General features: G+C 72.2%; 24 protein-coding genes. 13 read left to right on the plus strand and 11 right to left on the minus strand.

Going from position 1 to position 23449, the window contains the following annotated elements:
• Positions 1-19 precede the first annotated feature (19 nt).
• A complete protein-coding gene (locus ABZ794_RS12235) occupies positions 20-532 on the plus strand; it encodes an HIT domain-containing protein (RefSeq protein WP_238688677.1) in 513 nt (170 codons plus the stop codon).
• 49 nt (positions 533-581) lie between these two features.
• Here ABZ794_RS12235 and ABZ794_RS12240 read toward each other — a convergent pair whose 3' ends face one another.
• Complete coding sequence (locus ABZ794_RS12240; RefSeq protein ID WP_357515525.1) at positions 582-1076, minus strand: hypothetical protein; 495 nt, start codon at positions 1074-1076, stop codon at positions 582-584.
• Positions 1077-1162: 86 nt separating this feature from the next.
• Here ABZ794_RS12240 and ABZ794_RS12245 point away from each other — a divergent pair, with 86 nt between their 5' ends.
• Both ABZ794_RS12245 and ABZ794_RS12250 read left to right on the plus strand, forming a co-directional pair.
• Positions 1163-2221 carry an aldo/keto reductase gene (locus tag ABZ794_RS12245; protein WP_238688630.1) on the plus strand — a complete coding sequence of 353 codons (1059 nt, stop codon included), beginning with the start codon at positions 1163-1165 and terminating at the stop codon, positions 2219-2221.
• 231 nt (positions 2222-2452) lie between these two features.
• Positions 2453-3433, plus strand: coding sequence for an alpha/beta hydrolase (locus ABZ794_RS12250; RefSeq protein WP_238688631.1), 981 nt, complete (start codon positions 2453-2455; stop codon positions 3431-3433).
• Between the two features lie 106 nt (positions 3434-3539).
• Here the strand turns inward: ABZ794_RS12250 and ABZ794_RS12255 are convergent, their stop codons facing one another.
• Positions 3540-5696, minus strand: a complete 2157-nt coding sequence (locus tag ABZ794_RS12255; RefSeq protein WP_357515528.1) for an elongation factor G-like protein EF-G2 — start codon at positions 5694-5696, stop codon at positions 3540-3542.
• 250 nt (positions 5697-5946) lie between these two features.
• On the opposite strand from ABZ794_RS12255, the gene pgsA reads away from it, so the two are divergent.
• The 8 genes from pgsA (at position 5947) to ABZ794_RS12295 (ending at position 12820) form a co-directional block, all read left to right on the plus strand.
• A complete protein-coding gene (gene pgsA, locus ABZ794_RS12260; protein ID WP_210785199.1) occupies positions 5947-6576 on the plus strand; it encodes a phosphatidylinositol phosphate synthase in 630 nt (209 codons plus the stop codon).
• Positions 6577-6616: 40 nt separating this feature from the next.
• Positions 6617-7549 carry a phosphatidylinositol mannoside acyltransferase gene (locus ABZ794_RS12265; RefSeq protein WP_357515530.1) on the plus strand — a complete coding sequence of 311 codons (933 nt, stop codon included), beginning with the start codon at positions 6617-6619 and terminating at the stop codon, positions 7547-7549.
• 16 nt (positions 7550-7565) lie between these two features.
• Entirely contained in the window at positions 7566-8726 is a 1161-nt protein-coding gene (locus ABZ794_RS12270) for a glycosyltransferase family 4 protein (protein ID WP_210785197.1), read from the plus strand.
• Between the two features lie 81 nt (positions 8727-8807).
• Positions 8808-9311, plus strand: coding sequence for a hypothetical protein (locus ABZ794_RS12275; protein ID WP_112583378.1), 504 nt, complete (start codon positions 8808-8810; stop codon positions 9309-9311).
• 148 nt (positions 9312-9459) lie between these two features.
• Positions 9460-10377: a pyridoxal 5'-phosphate synthase lyase subunit PdxS gene (gene pdxS / locus ABZ794_RS12280; RefSeq protein WP_210785196.1), complete on the plus strand. Its 918-nt coding sequence runs from the start codon at positions 9460-9462 to the stop codon at positions 10375-10377.
• A 103-nt stretch (positions 10378-10480) separates the two neighbouring features.
• Positions 10481-11086 carry a pyridoxal 5'-phosphate synthase glutaminase subunit PdxT gene (gene pdxT, locus ABZ794_RS12285; RefSeq protein WP_238688636.1) on the plus strand — a complete coding sequence of 202 codons (606 nt, stop codon included), beginning with the start codon at positions 10481-10483 and terminating at the stop codon, positions 11084-11086.
• A 283-nt stretch (positions 11087-11369) separates the two neighbouring features.
• Positions 11370-12122: a YebC/PmpR family DNA-binding transcriptional regulator gene (locus ABZ794_RS12290; protein WP_112583375.1), complete on the plus strand. Its 753-nt coding sequence runs from the start codon at positions 11370-11372 to the stop codon at positions 12120-12122.
• An 83-nt stretch (positions 12123-12205) separates the two neighbouring features.
• The gene (locus ABZ794_RS12295; RefSeq protein WP_357515534.1) at positions 12206-12820 is read left to right on the plus strand and encodes a DUF402 domain-containing protein; all 615 of its coding nucleotides are present in this window, start codon (positions 12206-12208) and stop codon (positions 12818-12820) included.
• 12 nt (positions 12821-12832) lie between these two features.
• On the opposite strand, the gene ABZ794_RS12300 is transcribed toward ABZ794_RS12295, so the two are convergent.
• Positions 12833-13819: a helix-turn-helix transcriptional regulator gene (locus ABZ794_RS12300; RefSeq protein WP_357515536.1), complete on the minus strand. Its 987-nt coding sequence runs from the start codon at positions 13817-13819 to the stop codon at positions 12833-12835.
• Between the two features lie 254 nt (positions 13820-14073).
• Between ABZ794_RS12300 and ABZ794_RS12305 the strand changes: the two genes are divergently transcribed.
• Positions 14074-15102, plus strand: a complete 1029-nt coding sequence (locus tag ABZ794_RS12305; RefSeq protein ID WP_357515538.1) for a peptidoglycan-binding protein — start codon at positions 14074-14076, stop codon at positions 15100-15102.
• Here ABZ794_RS12305 and ABZ794_RS12310 read toward each other — a convergent pair.
• From ABZ794_RS12310 to ABZ794_RS12345, 8 genes are all read right to left on the minus strand, one after another.
• Positions 15038-15469 carry a carbohydrate binding domain-containing protein gene (locus ABZ794_RS12310; RefSeq protein ID WP_357515540.1) on the minus strand — a complete coding sequence of 144 codons (432 nt, stop codon included), beginning with the start codon at positions 15467-15469 and terminating at the stop codon, positions 15038-15040. The two genes, ABZ794_RS12305 and ABZ794_RS12310, sit on opposite strands and share 65 nt — an antisense overlap.
• A gap of 177 nt (positions 15470-15646) precedes the next feature.
• A complete protein-coding gene (locus tag ABZ794_RS12315) occupies positions 15647-16708 on the minus strand; it encodes an ABC transporter permease (protein WP_357515542.1) in 1062 nt (353 codons plus the stop codon).
• Positions 16705-17598 carry an ATP-binding cassette domain-containing protein gene (locus tag ABZ794_RS12320; RefSeq protein WP_357515544.1) on the minus strand — a complete coding sequence of 298 codons (894 nt, stop codon included), beginning with the start codon at positions 17596-17598 and terminating at the stop codon, positions 16705-16707. The genes ABZ794_RS12315 and ABZ794_RS12320 overlap by 4 nt, the downstream gene beginning before the upstream one ends.
• A gap of 80 nt (positions 17599-17678) precedes the next feature.
• A complete protein-coding gene (locus ABZ794_RS12325; RefSeq protein ID WP_210786449.1) occupies positions 17679-18395 on the minus strand; it encodes a response regulator transcription factor in 717 nt (238 codons plus the stop codon).
• Positions 18392-19729 carry a sensor histidine kinase gene (locus ABZ794_RS12330; protein WP_210786448.1) on the minus strand — a complete coding sequence of 446 codons (1338 nt, stop codon included), beginning with the start codon at positions 19727-19729 and terminating at the stop codon, positions 18392-18394. Before ABZ794_RS12330 ends, ABZ794_RS12325 begins: the two co-directional genes overlap by 4 nt.
• Before the next feature lie 116 nt (positions 19730-19845).
• Positions 19846-20793, minus strand: coding sequence for a permease prefix domain 1-containing protein (locus tag ABZ794_RS12335; RefSeq protein WP_210786447.1), 948 nt, complete (start codon positions 20791-20793; stop codon positions 19846-19848).
• Positions 20790-21131, minus strand: coding sequence for a PadR family transcriptional regulator (locus tag ABZ794_RS12340; RefSeq protein WP_091401756.1), 342 nt, complete (start codon positions 21129-21131; stop codon positions 20790-20792). The genes ABZ794_RS12335 and ABZ794_RS12340 overlap by 4 nt, the downstream gene beginning before the upstream one ends.
• Positions 21132-21261: 130 nt before the next feature.
• Entirely contained in the window at positions 21262-21861 is a 600-nt protein-coding gene (locus tag ABZ794_RS12345) for a hypothetical protein (RefSeq protein ID WP_210786446.1), read from the minus strand.
• A gap of 130 nt (positions 21862-21991) precedes the next feature.
• Between ABZ794_RS12345 and ABZ794_RS12350 the strand changes: the two genes are divergently transcribed.
• Positions 21992-23449 carry a serine/threonine-protein kinase gene (locus tag ABZ794_RS12350; protein ID WP_210786445.1) on the plus strand — a complete coding sequence of 486 codons (1458 nt, stop codon included), beginning with the start codon at positions 21992-21994 and terminating at the stop codon, positions 23447-23449.

Consider the following 23449-nt stretch of genomic DNA (forward strand, 5'->3'; position numbering starts at 1 on the left):
GCACACGGACAGTGACGGCATGGCGGACGGCCTGGAGCGGCTCTGGACGCCGCACCGGATGACCTACATCTCCGGCGAGGACCGCCCGGCCGAGGGCTACGAGAAGCCCACCGGCTGCCCCTTCTGTCGGGGGCCGAAGCTGCCCCCGCAGGAGAGCCTGGTGGTGGCCCGCGGCGAGCACGTCTTCGTGGTGCTCAACCTCTACCCGTACAACCCAGGGCACCTGCTGGTCTGCCCCTACCGGCACGTCGCCGACTACACCGACCTGGACGTGTCGGAGACCACCGAGCTGGCGTCGTACACCCAGACCGCCATGCGGGTGATCCGCAAGGTCAGCAACGCCCACGGCTTCAACCTGGGCATGAACCAGGGCGGGGTGGCCGGCGCCGGCATCGCCGCGCACCTGCACCAGCACGTGGTGCCGCGCTGGGGCGGCGACGCGAACTTCATGCCCGTGATCGGCCGTACCAAGGTCCTGCCGCAGCTGCTCGGCGACACCCGCGACCTGCTCGCCCGCGCCTGGCCGTCCTGACCGCCGCCGGTCGCGCAACGCCGGTCGCGCGACCTCCGCACCGGTCCGGCTAGTCGGCGCGCAGCAACGAGGTCAGCTCCGACCAGCTCTCCACCCGGCGTACGTGGGGCAGCAGTGCGGCGTGTGCGGCGACCTCGGCCTTTCGGGGCCGGAACAGGAAGCGGTGCGGCACCGAGGCGAGATAGCCGAGCACCTCCAGCTTGTCGTCCACGAAGTGGGTCAGGTCGAGGCGTCTGGCGATCGGCGCCTTGTCCGGTCGGGTGCGGCAGAAGTGCACCCGCTCGACCGGGACGCCGGTGCGGGCCGGAAAGTCGTGGTGGGCCAGCCACTCCCGGGTACGCCGTTCGGTGGCCTCCCCGCACTTGGACACCAGGTGCACCTCGTCGAACGCCGGGCCGAGCGCCGCGAGCGCGTCGAACGCCCCGACGACGGCCGGGGTACGCAGGTAGTGCGCGCCGAAGAACGAGGTGTCCGCGTCGTCGTCGGCCGGCTCGATGATCACACCGCCGATGTCCACCCCGAGCCGTCGCATGGCGCTGATCATGCCGCACCGTGACCGTCTCCGTGCACCCGCGTGTCCGCCAGCGGATCTGCTACGCCCCGGCCCGCCGAAGGTGGCACGATCGGCCGATGGCAGTCACGACACGGGTGTTGGGGCGCAGCGGCATCGAGGTCAGCGCCCTCGGCATGGGGTGCTGGGCGATCGGCGGGCCCTGGGCGGAGGGCACCCAGCCACTGGGCTGGGGCGCGGTGGACGACGACGAGTCGGTGCGCGCCGTACGCCGGGCACTCGATCTGGGCATCACCCTCTTCGACACTGCCGACACGTACGGTGCCGGGCACGGTGAGCGGGTGCTCGGTCGCGCGCTCGCCGGTCGCCGCGACGACGCCGTGATCGCCACCAAGTGGGGTTACACCTTCGACGAGGCCGCCCGGCAGGCCACCGGCGAGGACGCGTCGCCCGGGTACCTGCGCACTGCCGTGACCGCCTCGCTGCGCCGGCTGGACACCGACCGGATCGACCTCTATCAGCTGCACCTGGCCGACCTGTCGGTGCCGAGGGCGCAGGCGCTCATCGGGACCTGCGAGGACCTGGTGGCCGAGGGCCTGATCCGCGCGTACGGGTGGAGCACCGACCGCACCGACCGGGCCGCCGCGTTCGGGCACGCCGCCGCCGGTGCCACCGCCGTGCAACACGCCCTGTCAGTGCTGCGCGACGCCCCCGAGCTGCTCGCCGTCTGCGACAAGTACGACCTGGCCAGCGTCAACCGGGGCCCGCTCGGGATGGGGCTGCTCACCGGCAAGTACACGGCCGGGTCGACGCTTCCCCGCGACGACGTGCGCGGGCTGGCCCCGGGCTGGTTGGAGTGGTTCCGGGGTGGCCGGCCGGCACCGGAGTGGCTGCGCCGGGTCGGCGCGGTCCGTGCCGCGCTCACCGCCGACGGGCGCACCCTCGCCCAGGGCGCATTGGGCTGGATCTGGGCGCGCAGCGGTCGCACCATCCCGATCCCGGGCTGCCGTACGGTCGCCCAGGTCGAGGAGAACGCCGCCGCGCTGCACCGGGGCCCGCTGCCGGCGGACCAGTTCGTCGAGGTGGAGCGTCAGCTCGCCGCCGTCCGCACCGCGGCCCTGCGCGACGCCGACCGCCCACACTGGCCCCGTCCGACCCACCCCACCGTCCACCCCTGAGAGCTGTGCGGGCCGGCGAGCTCTGCGGGCGCCGCAAAGGCCGGACGGCAGCCGGGAACTGGCCGCGAACTCTGGCCGTCCCGGCCATCGGACACAAGCGCAGGAAATTAGACCCCATCGGTCATTCCCGATCGACCATCGGGCATCCATGACCTTGGCGCAACCCTGCATCTACCAGGAATCGGCAAGGATGCATGTCACGTCTAGAGAACTGGAGCATGCGTGTCTTCGATGAACAGAAGGAAGCTGATCGCGCTCGGCGCCGGCGCGGTCGCCGCAGTGGCGACCGGCACCGCGGCACAGGCCGCACCGTCCACCGACGGAGCGCTGGCCGCCGCCCCGGCCGCCGCCGACCTCGCAGCCACCCTTCCGGGGGGGTTCACGAGCAGGTACGCGGAGGTCAACGGAGTCCGGCTGCACTACGTCGCCGGTGGGCGCGGGGCGCCCTTGATCCTGCTGCACGGCTGGCCGCAGACCTGGTGGGAGTACCACAAGGTGATGCCGGCGCTGGCCACCCGATACCGCGTGATCGCCGTGGACCTGCGCGGTGCCGGCGGCTCCAGCAAGCCGGCGTCCGGGTACGACAAGAAGACCTTGGCGGCGGACATCGCGGCGCTGGCCGGGGCGCTGGGCTACACCAAGGTGAACGTCGTGGGTCACGACATGGGGTCGATGGTCGCCTACAGCATGGCGGCGAACCACCCCGCGGTCGTCAACAAGATCGCCATGCTGGACGTGGAACACCCGAACAGCAACTACTACGAGTTCCGGATGCTGCCGGCGCCGGGTGCCCCGTTCCACCCCTGGTGGTTCGCCTTCAATCAGGTGTCACAGCTGCCGGAGCAGCTCATCACGGGCCGGTCCCGCTTCCTCGTCGACTGGATGTTCGACAACCTCCTGGTCAACAAGCAAGCCATAAGCGATTTCGACAGGGCCGTCTACGCCCAGGCATATTCAACTCCGGACGCCATCCGGGGCGGCAACGGCTGGTACAAGGCGCTGGGCCAGGACATCGTTGACAACGGGACGTACGCGCCGGTGACCGTCCCGGTCCTAGGTATCGCCCACGACATCTTCTACCCGAGCTTTGCCGCGACGCTCACCCAGCAGGCCACCAACGTGCAGCTGGTACAGATCGCCAACACCGGGCACTACTTCGTGGAGGAGCAGCCCCAGGTGCTCGTCCAGCACCTGAGGTCGTTCTTCGGCTGAGCGGGCCGAACTGAGGCACCGGGCGGGCCGGGTGGGCGATGGCCGATCGAGCCGTCGCCCACCCGGCCCGCACTCCGCCGAATGCTGTTCGGGCACGGCGTGGGGGTCAGGGGGTGTGTTCCTTGCGGGTCTGGTCGGCCACGTGGGCGGGCATGGGGTCGTGGCGGACGAAGTGGCGGCGGAAGGTGCCGGTGCCGGCCGTCATGGAACGCAGCTCGACGGCGTACCGGAGCAGCTCGGTGGCCGGCACTTCGGCGCGGACGAGGGTGCGGCCCTCGGTGTCCGGGTCCGGTTCGGTGCCGAGCACCCGGCCGCGTCGGCCGGACAGGTCGCCCATCACCGTGCCCACCGAGCCGTCCGGAACCCGGATGGTGACCTCGTCGATCGGCTCCAGCAGGGCCGGCTGGCCACGCTCGGCGGCGTCGCGCAGCGCCAGCGCGCCGGCGGTCTGGAAGGCCGCGTCGGAGGAGTCGACGCTGTGCGACTTGCCGTCGACCAGGGTCACCCGCAGGTCCACCACGGGGTGCCCGGCGACCAGGCCGCGCTCCAGTTGGGCGCGGACGCCCTTCTCCACGGACGGGATGTAGTTGTGCGGCACCGCGCCGCCGACCACCCGGTCGACGAACTCGAAGCCACTGCCGCGGGGCAGCGGCTCGACCTCGATGTCGCAGACCGCGTACTGGCCGTGGCCGCCGGACTGCTTGACGTGGCGGCCGTGTCCCTTCGCGGGCACTGTCAGCGTCTCGCGCAGTGACACCTTGACCGGTTCGGTGTCCAGTTCGACGCCGCCGGCGCGCAGCCGGTCGAGCACCACGTCCGCGTGTGCCTCGCCCATGCACCAGAGCACCAGTTGGTGGGTCTCCGGGTTGCGCTCCAGACGCAGCGTGGGGTCGCCGGCGACCAGGCGGGAGAGGTTGCGGGCCAGGGCGTCCTCGTCGGCGCGGCTCCGGGCGGCGATCGCCACCGGCAGCAGCGGCTCCGGCATCTCCCAGGGGGCGATCAGCAGCGGGTCGTCAGTGGTCGAGATGGTGTCGCCGGTCTCGGCGCTGCCCGACTTGGTGATCGCGCAGATGTCACCGGCCACGCAGAGCGACACCTCCCGCACCGTGGCGCCCAGCGGGGTGTAGATGTGCCCGACCCGCTCGTCGGCGTCGTGGTCGGGGTGCCCACGTTCGGCCATGCCGTGCCCGGAGACGTGCACCCTCTGGTCGGGGCGCAGCGTGCCGGAGAAGACCCGTACCAGCGAGACCCGACCGACGTGGCGGTCGATGGTGGTCTTGACGACCTCGGCGACCAGCGGCCCGGCCGGGTCGCAGCTCAGCGGCGGACGCGGTGAGCCGTCCACGCCGGTCACCGCCGGCAGCTCGTGCTCCAGCGGCGAGGGGAACGCGGCGGTCAGCACCTCCAGCAGCACGTCCAGCCCGACACCGGTCTCGGCGCAGACCGGCACCACCGGGTAGAAGTGGCCCCGGGCGACGGCCTTCTCCAGGTCGTCGATGAGCACCTCGTCGCCGATCTCCTCGCCGTCGAGGTAGCGGTCCATGAGGGTCTCGTCCTCGCTCTCGGCGATGATCCCCTCGATCAGCTCGTCGCGGGACTCGTCGATGGCCCGCTGGTGCTCCGGGTCCGGGTCGCGGACGTCGGCGGGCAGCCCGGCACTGTAGTCGAAGACCCGACGGGTGATCAGGCCGAGCAGCCCCTCGGTGGACACCCCGTCGTCGCCGAGCATCGGCAGGTAGAGGGGCATCACGTTGTCGCCGAAGAGGCGCTGGCAGAGCGCCACCGTCTCGTCGACGTCGGCGCGGGGTTGGTCCAGTCGGGCCACCGCGACCGCGCGGGGCATGTCGACGGCGGCGCACTCCTCCCAGAGCGCGACGGTCGCCGCGTCCATGCCGCCCGCGGCGGAGACCACGAAGAGCGCGGCGTCGGCGGCCCGCAGCCCGGCGCGCAACTCGCCGACGAAGTCGGCGTACCCGGGGGTGTCCAGCAGATTGACCTTGATGCCGTTGTGCAGCAGTGGCGCGCAGGACAGGCTGACCGAGCGCTGCTGGCGTACGGCGGCGGGGTCGTGGTCGCCGACAGTGGTGCCGTCGGCGACGGTGCCGACCCTGCCGATCGTGCCGGTCGCGGCGAGCAGGGCCTCGACCAGTGTGGTCTTGCCCGCCCCGGAGTGCCCGACGAGCACCACGTTGCGAACCCGCTCGGGCTCGGTCACCACCGGCGTGCCGCCGGTGGAACCCTTCTCGTGACTCTTCTGCGCCATGGGGCGCACCTCCCTCAGCCGGTGGTGGTGGCGACCGCCGCGCGAGGTGGAAGCGGCCCGGGGCGAGTGCGCGGCGATATCCTCCGGTGGTCTGCTGCACAGCGGGAACGGGACGGGCGGACGGGTGAGCTGGCTCACCTCCCGGCTCGATCTCACACCCGTTGCCGGGTAGGCACAAGCCTCTCCCGGGCGGGTCGGCGGTACCGTCCGTATCGCCGGAGCTGGGCGGACCGTTATCGTGGGGACCGCCATGGCGAAGATCTTCCAAGTGTCGGCCCGCGCGGGGATGACCCGCGTCGTCGAGCCGATTGCCCGCGCCCTGCTGCGCGCGGGCGTCACCCCCAATGCCGTCACCGTCGCGGGCACCGTTGGTGTGCTCGTCGGCGCGCTCGGCTTCGGTGCCCGCGGCCACCTGGTCGCGGGCGCGTTGATCGTCACCCTGTTCGCGCTCACCGACCTGCTCGACGGGACGATGGCCCGGATGAGCGGCGGCTCCACCAAATTCGGCGCGTTCCTCGACTCAAGCATGGACCGGGTAGCCGACAGCGCCGTCTTCGGTGCCGTCGCGTACTGGCTGGCCACAGAGAACGACTACTCCGGGGTGGCCGCCGCGTTGGTCTGCCTGGCCGCCGGCAGCCTGGTCTCCTATGTCAAGGCTCGCGCCGAGGGGCTCGGCATGACCTGCAACGTGGGCATCGCCGAACGCACCGAGCGGCTGCTGATCGTCGGGGTCGGCGGGATCCTCACCGGCGTCGGTGTCGATCCGGCCCTGGAGATCGCGCTCTGGCTGCTCGCCGCCGTGTCGATCTTCACGGTGGGGCAGCGGATGACGCACGTCTACCGCCAGGCCCAGCAGCTCCAGCCGGACGGCCAGGCATGATTGGCGTGCCGGCGACTCGGACGACCGGCGGCCGAGTCGCGTGAACCTCACCGAGCTGGGCTACATCGCCGGGTGGCGGGTGGTTCGCGCGCTACCCCGGCCGTTGGTGGCGGCGGCGTTCCAGGCGGGCGCGGACCGCGCCCACCGCGCCGGCGGCGGGGGTACGGCCCGACTGCGCGCGAACCTGCGTCGGGTGGTCGGCCCGGAGCTGCCCGACGCCGAGTTGGACGATCTCGTCAAGCGCGGGTTGCGCTCGTACGCCCGGTACTGGATGGAGGCGTTCCGGCTGCCCGCACTGAGCCGGTCGCAGATCCTGTCCGGTTTCCGGCTCGACGGCGCCGAGCTGCTCGCCGCCGACGTGGCCGCCGGTCGGGGCGCGGTGGTGGCCCTGCCGCACGCCGGTAACTGGGATGCCGCTGGCGCCTGGGTGGCGGCCACCGGTTGGCCGATCACCACCGTCATGGAGCGGCTCAAGCCGGAGGGCGTCTACAAGCGTTTCCTGGCCTTCCGGGCGAGTTTGGGAATGGAGATCCTGCCGACCCACGGGGGGCCGCGTCCGGCGTTCGACGTGCTGCTGGACCGGGTCCGTGCCGGTGCGGTGGTGCCGTTGCTGGCCGACCGGGACCTCTCCGCCCGAGGGGTGGAGGTGGACTTCTTCGGCGGGAAGACCCGGATGCCCGCCGGGCCGGCGCTGCTCGCGCTGCACACCGGCGCGCCCCTCTACGTGGCCTCGCTGTGGTACGAACCGGATGCCGCCCGCGCGTCGCTGGCTGGTCCGCTGCCGGTGCCGGGCCCCGAGGTGGGGCCGCTGGACCAGCGGGTCCGGTCGCTGACCCAGCTGATCGCCGACGGTCTGGCGGCGGGTATCGCCCGCCATCCGGAAGACTGGCACATGTTGCAGCGGATGTGGCTGGACCAGGCGAGGTCGGGGGAGGGCGCGGCGCTGCCCTCGTCGGCCTCCGGCCCGGCCTGAGGAGGTGGGCTGACGGATGCGGATCGGCATCGTGTGCCCGTACTCCTTCGACGTGCCCGGTGGGGTGCAGAACCACGTCATGGACCTCGCCGAGGCGCTGATCGCGCTGGGCCACGAGGTCAGCGTGCTCGCGCCGGCCGACGAGGATTCGCCGCTGCCGGAGTACGTGGTGTCCGCCGGGCGGGCCGTCCCGCTGCCGTACAACGGTTCGGTGGCCCGGATCGCGTTCGGCCCGGTGTCGACCGCCCGGGTGCGGCGATGGATCACCAACGGCGACTTCGACGTGCTGCACGTGCACGAGCCGCTCACGCTGAGTCTGTCGCTGCTGGCCGTGCTCTCCGCCCGTGGCCCGGTGGTGGCCACGTTCCACACCGCGATGACCCGTTCGCGGGTCCTCGCCGCCGCGCAGGGTGTGCTCCAGATCGTGTTGGAGCGGATCACGGCCCGGATCGCGGTGAGCGCGCTGGCCCGCAAGGTGCAGGTCGAACACATGGACGGCGGGGCGGTGGAGGTCCCCAACGGGGTGGCGGTGGCCAAGTTCGCCGACGCCGAGCCGTTGCCGGGCTGGCCGGGGGAGTGCGCGACCGGCACCGGCGGCACGCTCGGCTTCCTGGGCCGCTTCACCGAGGCACGCAAGGGCTTCCCGGTGCTGCGGGACGCGTTCGTGGCGCTGGCCGAGACCCGGCCCGGTCTGCGGTTGCTCGTCGCCGGCCCGGGTGACCCCGACGACCTGTACGACCAGTTCCCCGCCGAACTGCACGAGCGGATCACGTTCCTCGGCCTGGTCAGCGAAGCGGACAAGGCGCGCATGCTGCGCAGTGTGCACCTCTACGTCGCACCGAACACCGGCGGTGAGTCGTTCGGCATGATCCTCACCGAGGCCCTCGCCGCGGGTACGACGGTCATCGCCAGCGATCTGGACGCGTTCCGGCGGGTCCTCGACGGTGGGCGGGCCGGTCGGCTCTTCCCCACGGGCGACCCGGTGGGGCTGCGTGACGTGCTGGCCGAGCTGCTTGACGACCCGGCCGCGCGGGCCGCGCTGAGTGCCTGCGGCGATCAGGTGGTCGCGAATTTCGACTGGCCGGTGGTTGCTCGCCGCGTTCTGGAGGTATACGCAGCGGCGATCGAGGCAACCGACGGGCGGGTCATCGACCAGGAATGGGTGGGGCTGAGCTGAGCCGGTGTGACGGGTGGTGCGGCGGTGACCGGCGGGACCGGTCCGGCCGCGCCCAATCGGACGAAACGGAGCAGCACTACGATGCCGCACATGTGGTGGGTGGTGGCCGCGAGCGTGGTCGTGGGGCTGGTCGCGGCGTACCTCATCTGGACCGCCGGCCGGGTGGAGCGGCTCCAGGGCCGCGCGGAGCTGGCGGCCCGGGCCCTCGACGCCCACCTGCTGCGCCGCGCGGCGGCAGCCGCGGTCCTGGCTGAGCGGCGTTTCGGCGTCGAGCTGTACGCGGCGGCCCGGATCGCCCTGGACGCCAGCCCGGACGAGCGGGAGGCGGCGGAGAACGACCTCACCCGGCAGTTGCGCGGCGTCCAGTTGGATCCGGGCGACCCGGACTGCGCGGCGGTCATCGCCGCGAGTCGTCGGCTCGCGTTGTCCCGGCAGGTGCACACCGACCTGGTCCGGGACGCCCGCTCGGCGCGCAGCCGGCCGCTGGTGCGCCTGTTGCGGATGGGGCGGGGCCGGGAGTGGCCGCGCTACTTCGACATCGACGACCCGACCCTCGTCGTGCCGGCGGACGTCCCCGCCGCCTGACCCGCTGCTCCCGGCTGGGCGGGGGCGGGGACGGTGACCACTGCCACAGTGCAGGCCACCGGGGGTCTGATTGGCTGTCGGTACGGCGTTGGAGCGCGCGTAGCATTTTCGCTGCCACCCCCAGAGCATGTCCAAGGAGCGATGACCCGTGCCCGAAAACACCGCCTCGAACACCGGTACCGCCCCCGTCGTCGGCACCGCCCGCGTGAAGCGTGGCATGGCCGAGATGCTCAAGGGCGGCGTGATCATGGACGTCGTCAACGCCGAGCAGGCCAAGATCGCTGAGGACGCCGGCGCCGTCGCGGTGATGGCCCTGGAGCGGGTGCCCGCCGACATCCGCGCGCAGGGTGGCGTGTCCCGGATGAGCGACCCCGACATGATCGACGGGATCATCGAGGCGGTCTCCATCCCGGTGATGGCCAAGGCCCGCATCGGCCACTTCGTGGAGGCGCGGATCCTCCAGTCGCTCGGCGTGGACTACGTCGACGAGTCCGAGGTGCTGACCCCGGCCGACTACGCGAACCACATCGACAAGTGGGCGTTCACAGTTCCGTTCGTCTGTGGCGCGACCAACCTGGGCGAGGCGCTGCGCCGCATCACCGAGGGCGCGGCGATGATCCGCTCCAAGGGCGAGGCGGGCACCGGTGACGTCTCCAACGCCACCACCCACATGCGGAAGATCCGCCAGGAGATCCGCCGGCTGGCCTCGCTGCCGACCGACGAGCTGTACGTCGCGGCCAAGGAGTTGCAGGCCCCGTACGAGCTGGTCAAGGAGGTCGCCGAGAGCGGCAAGCTGCCGGTGGTGCTGTTCACCGCGGGCGGGATCGCCACGCCGGCCGACGCGGCGATGATGATGCAGCTCGGCGCGGAGGGCGTCTTCGTGGGTTCCGGCATCTTCAAGGCGGGCAACCCGGCGCAGCGGGCCGCCGCGATCGTCAAGGCGACCACCTTCCACGACGACCCGGACGTGCTGGCCAAGGTTTCCCGGGGTCTCGGCGAGGCGATGGTCGGCATCAACGTCGACGAGATCCCGCAGCCGCACCGCCTGGCCGAGCGCGGTTGGTGAGCGTGAGGAGTGAGCCGCTCGTGCGAGCCCCGCAGTCGCAAGGGAAAGACGGGTTGGTGAGCGTTCTTTCCGGGCGGCGGACGCGGAGAGGAACGGTGCGACCATGACGGCACCCGTGATCGGTGTGCTCGCGCTCCAGGGCGACGTCCGCGAGCACGTGGCGGCGCTGGCCGCGGCGGGCGCGGACGCCCGCCCGGTCCGCCGTCCGGCGGAGCTGGACGCGGTCGACGGCCTGGTCATCCCCGGCGGCGAGTCCACCACCATGAGCAAGCTCGCCGACATCTTCGAGATGCGCGAGCCGATCGACAAGCGGATCGCCGACGGCATGCCGGTCTACGGCTCCTGCGCCGGGATGATCATGTTGGCGACCGAGGTGCTCGACGGTCGACCCGATCAGCGGGGTTTCGCCGGCATCGACATGACCGTCCGGCGCAACGCGTTCGGCCGGCAGGTCGACTCGTTCGAGGCGCCGGTGACCGTCGTCGGGGTGCCGGGCGAGCCGTTCCACGCGGTGTTCATTCGCGCGCCGTGGGTCGAGCGGGTCGGTGCCGGCGTCGAGGTCATCGGGGTGGTGTCCGACGGTCCGGCCGCCGACCGGATCGTGGCGGTGCGACAGGGCAACCTGGTGGCCACCTCGTTCCACCCGGAACTCACCGGTGACCTGCGGGTGCACGCGTACTTCGTGGACCTGGTCCGCGCCGTCCGCTGAACGGCGGGCGACCGCGCCGGGCTGTCCATGATGCTCGCCGCGGTAGTGGCCGGACCCGAGGGGTTTTGTCCTGTCTGCCCTTGTCCGTCGAGGCCGGGCGGTACTGCCGTGCGCGGTGCATGACAGGGACCCGGGGGACGTCGGTAGGATTGCGGAGATTCGGCAGGGCCATCTGCCCGCCACGGCTTCCACCAGAGCTGACCGGCACCTCCGCGTGCGCCGGTGGGAGCGGGGCGTGAGCGGTGCGGTCGATGCAGACGGCGGGTAGCAACGGAGGTAGAAGATGTCCGGCCACTCAAAGTGGGCGACGACCAAGCACAAGAAGGCCGTCATCGACGCCAAGCGCGGCAAGATGTTCGCCAAGCTGATCAAGAACGTCGAGGTGGCCGCGCGGATCGGCGGCGGCGACCCCACCGGCAATCCGACGCTCTTCGACGCCATCCAGAAGGCGAAGAAGAGTTCGGTGCCGAACGACAACATCGACCGCGCCGTCAAGCGTGGCTCCGGCCTGGAGGCCGGCGGCGCCGACTGGCAGACGATCATGTATGAGGGGTACGGCCCGAGCGGCGTGGCCATGCTCATCGAGTGCCTCACCGACAACCGCAACCGCGCGGCGACCGAGGTACGGACCGCGCTGACCCGCAACGGCGGCTCGCTCGCCGACGCCGGCTCGGTGTCGTACATGTTCTCCCGCAAGGGCGTGGTGATCGTCCCCAAGGAGGGCACCAGCGAGGACGACGTGATGCTGGCCGTCCTCGACGCCGGCGCCGAAGAGGTCAACGACCTCGGCGAGGCGTACGAGGTGGTCTCCGAGCCGACCGACCTCATCCCGGTGCGCACGGCGTTGCAGGACGCCGGCATCGAGTACGAGTCGGCCGAGTCCTCCCTGATCCCCAGCGTCAACGTGCCGCTGGACGAAGAGGGCGCGCGCAAGATCTTCAAGCTGATCGACGTCCTGGAGGACTGCGACGACGTCCAGAACGTCTACGCCAACTTCGACGTCAGCGACGACGTGATGGCGGCGGTCGACGCCTGACCCTGTCCCCGCCCCAACCCCAACAGCAAGTGCAAGATCGCGGCGGGGTTGGGGTTGGGCGGCGAGCGAGGGGGTGCGGGGTGGTGGAGCGGTTTGCGCCTGGCGACACAGTGGTACGGCGTGAGGTGCTGCGGGGTGAGGTCTGGTTCGGCTGTCCGACGATCTGCGTCGAGGACTCGCCCGACCTGCTCGCCCTCTACCTCCCGCCGGGGGCCGAGTTCGGCTTCCCGGACACCGGCGACTTCCCCTGCGGGCGGCACCCGTGGGAGGCGGCCGGGCACCGCTCCTGGTCCGGGCACGGCAAGCTGATGCTGCAACGTCCCGGTGAAGCGCACTCGATCGACGTGTTCTGGACCGGGCCGGGGCGCGACTTCGCCGGCTGGTACTTCAACCTTCAGGACCCGGTGCGGCGTACCCCGATCGGGGTGGACACCCTTGACCACGAGCTGGACCTGTGGTGGGCCGCGGACGCCGACCGGTACGTCTGGAAGGACGTGGAGATGTTCGCCCAGCGCCTCGTCGAGGGGCGCTACCCGGGCATGGGAGACGCCATCCAGGCCGAGGGTGACCGGATCGCCGGCCTGCTCGACGGGGGTGAGCGCTGGTGGGACCCGTCGTGGGCCACCTGGCAGCCCGACTCCGCCTGGACGGCGCCCCCGCTGCCCGCCGGCTGGGATCGGGTGCCACCCGCGCGCTGAGCGGCGCCGACGTCAGTTCCCGGGCAGCGCGTTGACCAGGAACACCTGATCTGGGCCGCCGGTGCACGGCTCGACCAGCGCCGCGTCCGCCACGGCGCTGTCGTCGTCGCGCAGGCCGACGCACAGCTCGCTGCGGTCGGGCCGGATGCGGTACGCGCCGGGTGTCGCCCCGGCCGGTTCGAAGTGGAACACCTGCTTCGACCTGTTCGCGCTGCAATCCTTTTCGTTCCAGGGTTCGAGCAGGTCCCGGCCGGGATCCTCCTCGCGGATGGTCAGGCAGCCCTTCCCGAGCACCGGGTGGACCCAGTGGATGAAGAACATGCCGTCGGCCACCGGTTCCAGCGAGGTGTCCGGTGGGGTGGCCTCCGTGCAGGGCCGCTGGACCGCTATCTCCTTGGTGTACTGGCCGGTGCGATCGCGACCCTCGGTGAGGCAGAGGTGCGCGCTGCGGACGGGGCGGATCTCGCTGCGCCCGGCGCTCGGGAAACGGGCACCGCCGGCCGCCGACGCGGTCGGCTCGGTGGATCGCGCTTGTTCGTCGTAGCGGCGCTCGACCCAGAAGCCCACGCCGAGCGTGGCCAGCAGGGCGGCGACGACGAGGAGCGCCAGCGGCGCGGGCCGCGCGAACCAGCGCGGGCGGGCCGGGTCGGAGTGCTCCGGGGCCACTGTCGTGACCGGGTCGACCGGCGGTGAATCCGCTGCCGGGGACAGCGGGGCCAACTGACCCGCCGTGAGGCGGTGCCGGGCCCGTAGCCACGTCTCGACCTGATCTCCCGCACCGCACGCGCGCACGAACGCGGCCACCACCTCGGGGCGCGGCAGTGTGGACCGGCGCAGGATGTCCGCCGCGGTGCTGCGGGCCAGCACGTCACCCGTCGACGCGGCACGCTGCTCCAGTTGCCGGTAGGTGAGCCCCGACCGGTCCTTGAGCCGGCGCAGCATCTCGACGAACTCGGCCGGGTCGGACGCGTCGTCCGGGCGTAGCTCCCCCGTGGTCATCGCTCGATTCTCCAGACACCGCGGACATGAGGGCAACGGGGGTCCCGGTGACTGTCCGAGATGGTCGGACAAGACCCGGACATGATGCCCTGAGCTGCCCGGACAGCCCAACGCGGCGACCAGGGCATTGTCCTGGCCGACCGGGTTACCTAGCGTCATTTCTCGATGGCCGCGCCGCTGACCGGTCTACGGGCCGACGGGCTCGGTCCGGCACGGGTTCGGGCTCGACCACACCAATGACACGGGGAGATTCGATGGATGACGCTGTCCGGGATCCGGTCCCGCAGGCGGCCACGGCGGGGGAGTACGTGGCGTTGCTCAGGGAGGTGCGGCGGCGTTCCGGTCTGACCTATCGGGAGCTCGCCCGGCGAGCCTCGGCGGCCGGACACTGGCTGCCGCCGAGTACCCTCGCGACGATGCTGGGGCGGACGACCCTGCCCCGGGAACGCACAGTCGTCGCGTTGCTGGCCGCCTGCGGCACCCCGACGGTCGAGGTCGACAGGTGGCTGGAGACACGGCGGGACCTCGAGGCTCGCCTCGGCGAGCAGGGTCGAGGGGACAGTGTGGCGGCACCGACCCCTGCCGGCCCGTCCACTACCGTCTCGGCGACCATCCGCCCCAGCGTCGGCTCGGTTCCGCCGCTACCCGAAGCGCCCTGGCCGGCCCGTCGCTGGCTTCGGCTGGCGCTGCTGGCGGTGCTCGGCGTCCTGACGGTCGGGGCGACCGGTGCGCTGCGACCTCTCGCCCCTCCCGCAGTGGACGGCTCGCCGACAGTCGGCTGCCCGGAGGTGCTGCGCCAGGGCATGTACGGCCCCTGCGTGCTGAGCCTCCAGGAGCACCTGGTGGCCGACGGACTCACAGTGCCGGTCGACGGCTGGTTCGGCCCGGACACCACCAGCCGGGTGATGGTGTTCCAGGCGTTTGACGGCCTGCCGGTCAGTGGCACCGCGGACGAGCGGTTGCTCGACGAGTTGGCGGGCGATCGCAAGGTGCCCGCCACCTGGTCGGAGGACCGGATCGGCAAACATCTGCGGCGGACGTTCCCCGAGGACCCGGCCGGGGCGGTGCAGGTGGCGCGCTGCCTGTCTGGGCTGGACCCGTACCGGGTGGAGGTCGTCGAGGACGGATCGCGGCGCTGGGGGTTGTTCCAGTTCAGCGACATGGAGGTGTCCCGGTTCGGCGTCGACCGACAGACGGCGCTGGACGCGGCCTGGAACATCAGGGCGGCGCGGGAGGTCTGGTCTCGTACCGGCGACTTCGGCCACTGGAACTGCGCGGCGTAGCGCGGGAGACCGAGACGCGCAGGGAACGGCTGACGTCGGCCGCGGCGTCGAACTGCAACCGGTACGGCTGCGCGGCCGTCACCCCGAACTCGAAGTGACCGACCAGGTCCTCCCAGACGGGCTTGCCCACCGTGGCGCTGGTGCGGACGCGCAGTTGCCCGGCGCTGACAGTGGTGCTGGTCGAGGCGAGCCGCGTCCACCAGGGCTGGCTGCTGCCGTTGTCGAACGTGCCGTTGAGGATGAGATCGCCCGGGGCGGCGGCGGCCGGGGCGGGGCGGACGAGGGCGGTGAGGGTGCTGGCGAGGGCGACCGCGAGCACGACGCTGAGCAGACGGCGCAGTTGCCGTGCGTTGATCGGTGGGGACATCGAGAGCCTTTCCGGTCCGGGAACCGGCGACGACCAGGTCGTCGCCGTGAGGATCGGCTCAACGTAGGAGCGTTCGCGCTGTTCACGGCCACCGAACAGCGCTCGGAACCGTGCCGTACGGCAGCGGGCGCCGGCATCCGATCAGGACACCGACGCCCGCGCGGGCGGACCGCTGACTCAGCCGATGGTCTCCCGCTCCCGCCAGGCGGTGCGCAGCGAGGTCCGGCCGTTGGTGCGCAGGAGCGACCCCTCGTACACCCGGGCACCGGCGAGGAGGAACGCGCCGGCGGCGAGCACCAGGAGGACCAGTGAGACGATCGGCTCCCAGCCGGCCGCGTCGCCGGTGAAGAGCCGCAATGGCATGGCCGTGGGCGACGAGAACGGCAGGTAGGACAGCACCCGCATCGCTGTGGCGTTGTCGTTCAGGAAGATCACCGCGAAGAACGGCAGCATGACGGCGAGCTGCACCGGCGTCGAGACGGCGGCGATGTCCTCCTGCCGGTTGGCCAGCGCGCCGGCCGCGGCCCACATGGCGGCGAGCAGCACGAAACCGATCAGGAAGAACGGTACGAACCAGCCGATCGCCGGGGCGAGCAGGCTGAGCAGACCTCCGCTGTCACCGAGTTGCAGCCCGAGCACCGCCACCACCGCGATCAGGGCGATCTGCGCGAACGCCAGGATTGCCCCGGCCACCACCTTTCCGGCCAGCAGGGCCCGAACCGGCACGGCGGCGACCAGGATCTCCACGATCCGGGTCTGCTTCTCCTCGATGACGCTCTGCGCGATCTGCACACCGAACGTCTGCGAGGTGATGAAGAAGACGAACGCGAAGACGAACGGCACCAGGAACGCCACCACCGGGTCCACCGCGTCCGGGTCGAGCAGGCGGACGGTCGGTTGGGTGCTCAGGGCCTTCACCACGTCGTCGGGGGCGTCGTCCATGGCCAGGACGGCCGGTCCGGTGACCACCGCGGCGTCCACGTCGTCGTCGCGGACGGCCCGCTCGGCGGCCCGGTCGTCGGGGACGACCCGGACTTCCAGCCCGGCGGCGCGCAGCGGCGCGGCCAAGCTCTCGATTACGGCCACTGTGGACGGCCCGCCGGAGAACAGTGGCGGCAGGATGGTGCCGGCCGCGGCGATCAACAGGAAGAACAGCGTGCCGAACAGGAAGGTGCGGTCGCGCAGCTTGACCCGGATCTCGCGTTCGGCGACCAGCCGGGTGGCCTGGGTGACGTTCACTGGGTGACCTCTCGGAAGATCTCGGTGAGCGAGGGGCTGACCGGGCGGAAGGCGCGGACCGGGCCGCGCGCGAGGGCGGCCCGCAGCACGGGCTGTTCGTCGGTGCCGGCCGGCAGGTCGAAGACCACCCGCGCGCCGTCCAACTCGACAAGTGTCACCCCGGGGTGGTCGCGTACCCAGCCGGCGTCGTGCTCGACGACCAGCTCGAAGCGGGGCACCGTGTACGAGTCACGCAGCTGCTGCCGGCTGCCGGCGGCCCGGATCACCCCGTCCCCGATGATCACCAGGTCGTCGCAGAGGCGCTCCACGACGTCGAGCTGGTGACTGGAGAAGAGCACCGGCGCCCCGGCCGAGGCCCGTTCCCGCAGCACTGCCACGACGGTCTCCACGGCGAGCGGATCGAGGCCGGAGAACGGCTCGTCGAGCACCAGCACCTCAGGGTCGTGCACCAGCGCGGCGGCGATCTGGGCGCGCTGCTGATTGCCCAGCGACAGCGTCTCCAGCAGGTCGTCGGCGCGCTCGCCGAGCCCGACCCGGTCCAGCAGCGCGTCGGTGGAACGTAGTGCCGCGGCGGCGTCCAGCCCGTGCAGCCGGCCCAGGTAGGTCACCTGCTCGCGGGTGGTCATCTTGGGGTAGAGGCCCCGCTCCTCCGGCATGTAGCCGAAGCGCCGACGGTCCTGCCGGGTCAGGGTGGCGCCACCCCAGCTCACCTCGCCGGCGTCGGGGGCGAGCACACCCAGGATGATCCGCATGGTGGTGGTCTTGCCGGCGCCGTTGGCACCCACGAAACCGGTCATCCGGCCGGCCGACACCTCGAAGGACACGTTCCTGAGCACCTGACGGTCGCCGAAGCTGCGGTCGACGCCGTCGAGGCGAAGCGTTCTGGTCACGCACTCACGCTAGATGGATGACGCCGCCGCGCCGTCCGCCCGGCGGGTGAGCGGGCGGGTCCACCTCGCGGCGGACGCCGTCACCCGCCGGGGCGGACCACCCCGTTCTCGTACGCGAACACCACGGCCTGTACCCGGTCGCGCAGGCCGAGCTTGGCCAGTACCCGACTCACGTGCGTCTTCACCGTCGCCTCGCCCAGGTGGATGGCCGAGGCGATCTCCGCGTTGCTCGACCCGGCGGCGAGCAGCATCAGCACCTCCCGTTCGCGCGGGGTCAGCTCGGCCAGCGCGGCCTCGGCGTCCGGACCCCGGTGAGCGGTGCCCGACGGGTCGCCGGGGCGGGCGAAGGAGGAGATCACTCGGCGGGTGATCTCCGGGGCGAGCAGACCGTCGCCCCTGGCCAGCACCCGGATCGCCTCGACCAGCTCCTCCGGCGTGCCGTTCTTGAGCAGGAAGCCGCTGGCCCCGGCCCGCAGCGCGGCGAACAGGTAGTCGTCGCGGTCGAAGGTGGTGAGGATCAGCACCGCGGGCGCCCCGGGGCCGTCGGCGACGATCTGCCGGGTGGCCTCCAGGCCGTCCATCCCGGGCATCTCCACATCCATGAGTACGACGTCGGGGCGGGTGGCCCGGGTCATGGTGACGGCCCGTTCGCCGTCGGCGGCCTCACCGACCACCTCGATGTCGTCCTCCACCTCCAGGATGACCCGGAAGCCGGTACGGACGAGGTGCTGGTCGTCGGCGAGCAGCACCCGCACCGTCGGCCCGGTGTCGGGTGCCTGCTGGGCTGCCGCGCTCATGCCGACGGCTCCGCGCCGGTCGCCGCCTGCTGCCTGCCGCTCGGCTCCCGCTGTGCGCCCACCGGTCGGTCCGCCGACGCCGCGAGGGGGAAGCGGGCGCGCACCCGCCAGCCGCCGCCGGCCCGCGGCCCGGCCTCCAGGTCGCCGTCGTGGGCGGTGACCCGTTCGCGCATGCCGATCAGGCCCAACCCGACGGTGTCGGCCCGGCCGCCGCCGCGCCCGTCGTCGGTCACGTCGACCTCCACCTCCCGGGCCAGGTACCGGACCCGCACGTCCAGCAGGGCCGCCTCGGCGTGCTTGAGGGTGTTGGTCACCGCCTCCTGCGTCACCCGGTAGGCCGTCTGGGACACCGATTCGGGCAACGCGACCGGGTCGCCGTACACCCCGAGGGTGGCCGTCAGCCCGGCGGCCCGAGCCCGCTCGACCAACTCGTCGATCCGTTCGACGCCGCCGGCCGTCGGCGGCGCGGCGTCGGTGCCGGCGGAGGTCCGCAGCACGCCGAGCATCCGACGCAGCTCGTCGACGGCGGTGCGGGCGCTCTGCTCGATGGCGGTCAGCGCCGTGCGGGCCTTGCCCGGGTCGCGGTCGAACACCCGGCGGCAGGCGGATGCCTGCACGCCCATCACCGACACGTGGTGGGCGACCACGTCGTGCAGCTCGCGGGCGATCCGGACCCGTTCGCCGAGCACCGCCCGTTCCCGGGCCTCGGCCTGCGACCGGCGCAGGTCCTCGGCCTGGGCGCGCAGCTCGTGCTCGCGGCGCGCGGCCACCCACGCGGTCTCGCCGAAGAAGTACGCGAAACCGAAGACCAGCACGTTGAGCAGCACACCGTTGACCATCGCGGCGAGCACCGGTGGCACCGGCCCGACCGCGTCGGCGAAGGTGTCCGCCGGAATGTGGTCGATCATCACCGCGTAGTAGAGCCCGAGCCAGGCGAACATCGTGGCGATCACGCCGATCCGCAGCCGGCGGGACAGCTGGCGGTCCTGCCCCCAGGCGCCGACGGTGTAGAGGGCGCAGAACAGGGCCCAGGAGGAGAACTGGCTCTCCGGGGCCGAGCGGGCCTGCGCGGCGATGAACGCCACCGCGACGACCAGCACTGTCGCGGTCGGCCGGCGTCGTCGCCAGATGAGCGGGAGGGTCACCGCGACGGTCCAGAACAGCTGCTCCGGCCCGGACGGCGGTGGGCCCAGCAGGAACGCGCCGGTGCTGCGGGCCAGGGTCAGACTGACCAACGCCAGCCCGGTCATCCCCAAGCCGATCCAGAGGTCGTTTCGGCGCTGCTCGGCCGTTGGACCCGGACGACGCCATTCCGGTCGCGGTGCCACTGTCATCCGGGAACGATGCCACGCCGCCCACCAGGCCCTCCAACCGGGCGGGCCGCCGCGGTCACCACGACGGGCGACGGCCCGGCGCGGGGTACGCGCCGGGCCGTCGGGTCGGGGATCACTCACGCGGTCTGCCGCCGGGTCTTCACTGCGGTGTCGACCAGGTCCCAGACCACGATCGCGGCGGCGCCCACCGCGATGGCCAGGCCGAGGGAGTCCCGGTTGTCCGCCTCCGCCAGCCAGCTGAACCGCTCGCCGAGGGCCGGGTTGAGCAGTCGATCGGAGAGCGCCAACCACATCAGCGGCACCGCGAACGCCAGGCTGAGCACCGCCCTGATGCCGAAGATCGTCCAGGTCCAGTGCGCGATCCGGTACTTGACGATCTCGACCACAGCGCTGGCGGCGAGGACCACGATCAACGCCGGCAGCCAGAACGACCAGAGCGCCGGGTCGAGGATCGGAATGTTCTCGCCGTCGGTGCCACGCACCCAGGAGTGGTAGTGCTGGAGCGGCAGGTACGCGATGGTCAGCACCAGCATGATCACCGATGCGATGGTGTCGGCGAGGGGGATGCCTCGTCGCACCGGTGCGTCGGGCAGCTGGTCCACCGTCCACTCCGGCACGTCCACGGCCGTCTGGGTGCGCTCGAGAATGGCGAACGTCAGGGTGAGCCAGAAGGCGATCTGCACGGCCACCTGCATGGCCGCGACGACGCCCGGCCCGATGGCCCCGAAACCCTTTCCTTCGGCCGCCTCGACCACGGTGACGACCGTGCCGACCAGCGCCGGGATGAAGCTGAGCAGCAGCTTCAGCAGTCGCAGCCAGAGCAGGTAGTAGGTCGGGCCGATGAGCTGCAGCCGGCGGTCGGCGTACCGGGCGGCCAGCACGTCCGGATTGCCCAGCTCGGTGAGCACCTCCCGCTCGGCCGCTGCCGGGTCCGCGCCGCCGCCGGTGCGGTCGTCGATCATGTCTTCGATGGAGGCCCGCAGCTCGTTGGCGATCTCGTCTCGGCGCTGGGTGGGCACCGATCGCAGGGTGGCGGCGAGGTAGCGGTCGGTCAGGGTGTTCATCGGTCCACTCCTTGGATCAGCCCGGTGATGGAGGTCTGCACGGCGGCGAGGTCGTCGAGGAGCCGGTTCAGCATCGACTCGCCCTCGTCGCTGGTCCGGTAGAACTTGCGCGGTCGGCTCTCTTCGGTGTTCCACTCGCTGGTCAGCAGCCCCTGGTCCTCCAGGCGGCGCAGCAGCGGGTAGAGGGTGTTGGCGTCGACCGGGAAGCCGTGGTCGCTGAGCCGTTGCAGCAGTGCGTAGCCGTAGTCCGGTCGGCGTAGCGCGACCAGGCTGGCCACCACGACGGTGCCTCGACGCAACTCCTGCAGGTGCGTCCGTAGAACGTCCTCGCTAACCATGTGTCACACCATACTGTGTGGCACACAGTGTTGTCTACGCCGACATCATCGTGTCCGCCCAACCTCCGTTCGGGCCGATACGACGGACGGGGCGCCCGGCCGACACCGGACGCCCCGCACCTGGGAAAAGTCAGCAGGACACGCCCTGCCGGAAGTTCCGCTCGACGAAGCTTGCCGGGCCGACCTGGAAGTAGCCGACCCCCGGCCGGATCGGGTGACCGGTGAACAGCTCCACCCGCGACCCCGCCCGGACCAGGTACGCCTCGGCGTCCCCCGCGTCGTTGCGGATCAGCGACCCCCGCCAGCCGTAGATCGCCTCCAGCTCGTCGAAGGACATGCCGACAGTCGCACCGGCGGGGGACCGTGGCGGCACCGTCGCCGTACCGACCTCCACCAGTCGCCCGTCGCGGAAGGCCAGCAGGATCACGCCCGCCCAGGATCCGGCCGCGCCGGCGTGCACCACCCCGCCGCAGGTCGGCACGGTCCAGTCGAGGTGCCCGTTCGTGGTGAGCGACGCCAGGCTGGCACCGATGCGGTACACGCCGACGCCACCGACGCTGAGCACCTGCGGGTGGGTGTGCCCGGCGGCGACGGCGAGCGGACCGCGGGCCGAGGCGGACGCGACGCCGCCGGCCACTGGCGCTGCCGCCGCCGAGCCGGCGACGGTCGCCGGTACGAGCGTGCCGAGCGCCAACGCGGCGGTGGTGAGGAGGATCGCGGGACGGTTCATGGTGGCTCCTTCGGTGATGGGTCTCCTGCCCTCTTAGTCACCGCGCCAGGGCCAACGGTTCGTCGGAATTCCGACCGGCCGGGTCTACTGTGCAGACGAACGCCGACCGACCGTGCTGGCCGGGGGTGACATGGTGACGGCTCCACTGCGGATCGGGCCCTACGCCGTCGAGCGACTGCTCGGCGTCGGTTCGTTCGCGACGGTCTGGCTGGGCTACGATCGGGCGCTCGACGCGCACGTGGCGATCAAGGTGCTGGCCGAGAACTGGAGCCACGACCTGCGGGTGCGGGAACGCTTCCTGGACGAGGCCCGGTTGCTGCGCCGGTTGGAGCACGAGCGGCTGATCCGGGTGCACGCCGTCGGTGAGCTGCCCGACGGCCGCCCGTACGCGGTCCTGGCCTGGGCGGACGGGGGCAGCCTGCGGGACCGGTTGGCCACTGGCGAGATCCCCGCGCCGACGGCGTTGCGGCTGCTCGGCGAGGTCTGCGCCGGGGTCGCCGTGCTGCACCGCCACGGCGTCGTGCACCGTGATCTCACCCCGGGCAACATCCTGTTCCGCTCCGTCGGCCCCGGCGGCGCGGAACAGGTGCTGATCGCCGACCTCGGCCTCGCCAAGGCGCTCGCCGCCGCCTCCGGGCTGACCGCCCGGGCCGGCACCCCGGGCTACATGGCCCCCGAGCAGGATGATCCGGGCGCGGTGGTCGACACCCGCGCCGACGTGTACGGGCTCGGCCGGCTCGGCATCCGACTGTTGGCCGCCGACCCGTCGGGCGCGAACCGGACCAGACCCGACCCGCCTCGGCATCCCCCGGAGATCCGACTTCGGGACGACGTACCTGCGGCGGTCGCGGCGGTGCTCGTGCGGGCCACCGCCCACCGTCCGGCCGACCGCTACCCCGACGCCGCGACCCTGCACGCCGCCCTGAATCGCGCGAGTGGCCCGGCGGGCCGGCCGGTCGCGTCGACCGGCGGGAGCGGCCCGGGGGGACCGGCGACGGCGGCCGGTCCGGTGCGGCGCCAACCTCGGCCGGGCCGCCCGTACCGGTTGCGGCGCGTCGCGGCCGCTGTGGTGGCCGTCGCCGCGGTGGGTGTGACGGGCGCCGAGCCGGATGGTGCCGGGTCGGCCCGGCCGGTCGGCGGCACGTACACGACCGGGCCGCTGACCGTGACGCTGCCGCCCGGCTGGTCCGCCACGGGTGCCACCTGGGCCGGTCAGTACGGTGCCGACGGCGAACCCGAACCGGCGCTGGTGATGTCGCCGCAACCCCGCCGCTGGGCGGCCGACCCTCGCCTGCCCGGGGCTTTCGTGGGTCTCTCCGCCAGCACGGCGGCCCGTGCCACGCCCGCCGGGTTCCTGGCCGAGCGCACGCATGGCGACTGCACGCCCGCGCCGGCCCGGGTCACCCGGCAGGCCGGCGTCGAGTGGACAGTGGTGGCGTACCGCTGCGAGCGGGGTCGGCCGCAGATCACCGAGTCGGCCGCTCTGCACCCCGGCCGGCCCGCCCTGGTGTACGCGCAGATCGTCCCGCCAGCGGACAGCGGGCCCGCCTTCGTGGACACCCTGCTCGCCGGGGTGCGCCTGCGCTAG

Origin of the sequence: Micromonospora sp. NPDC047187 (assembly GCF_040643355.1) — a bacterium.
In the GTDB taxonomy this organism is placed as follows: Bacteria; Actinomycetota; Actinomycetes; order Mycobacteriales; family Micromonosporaceae; genus Micromonospora; species Micromonospora salmantinae.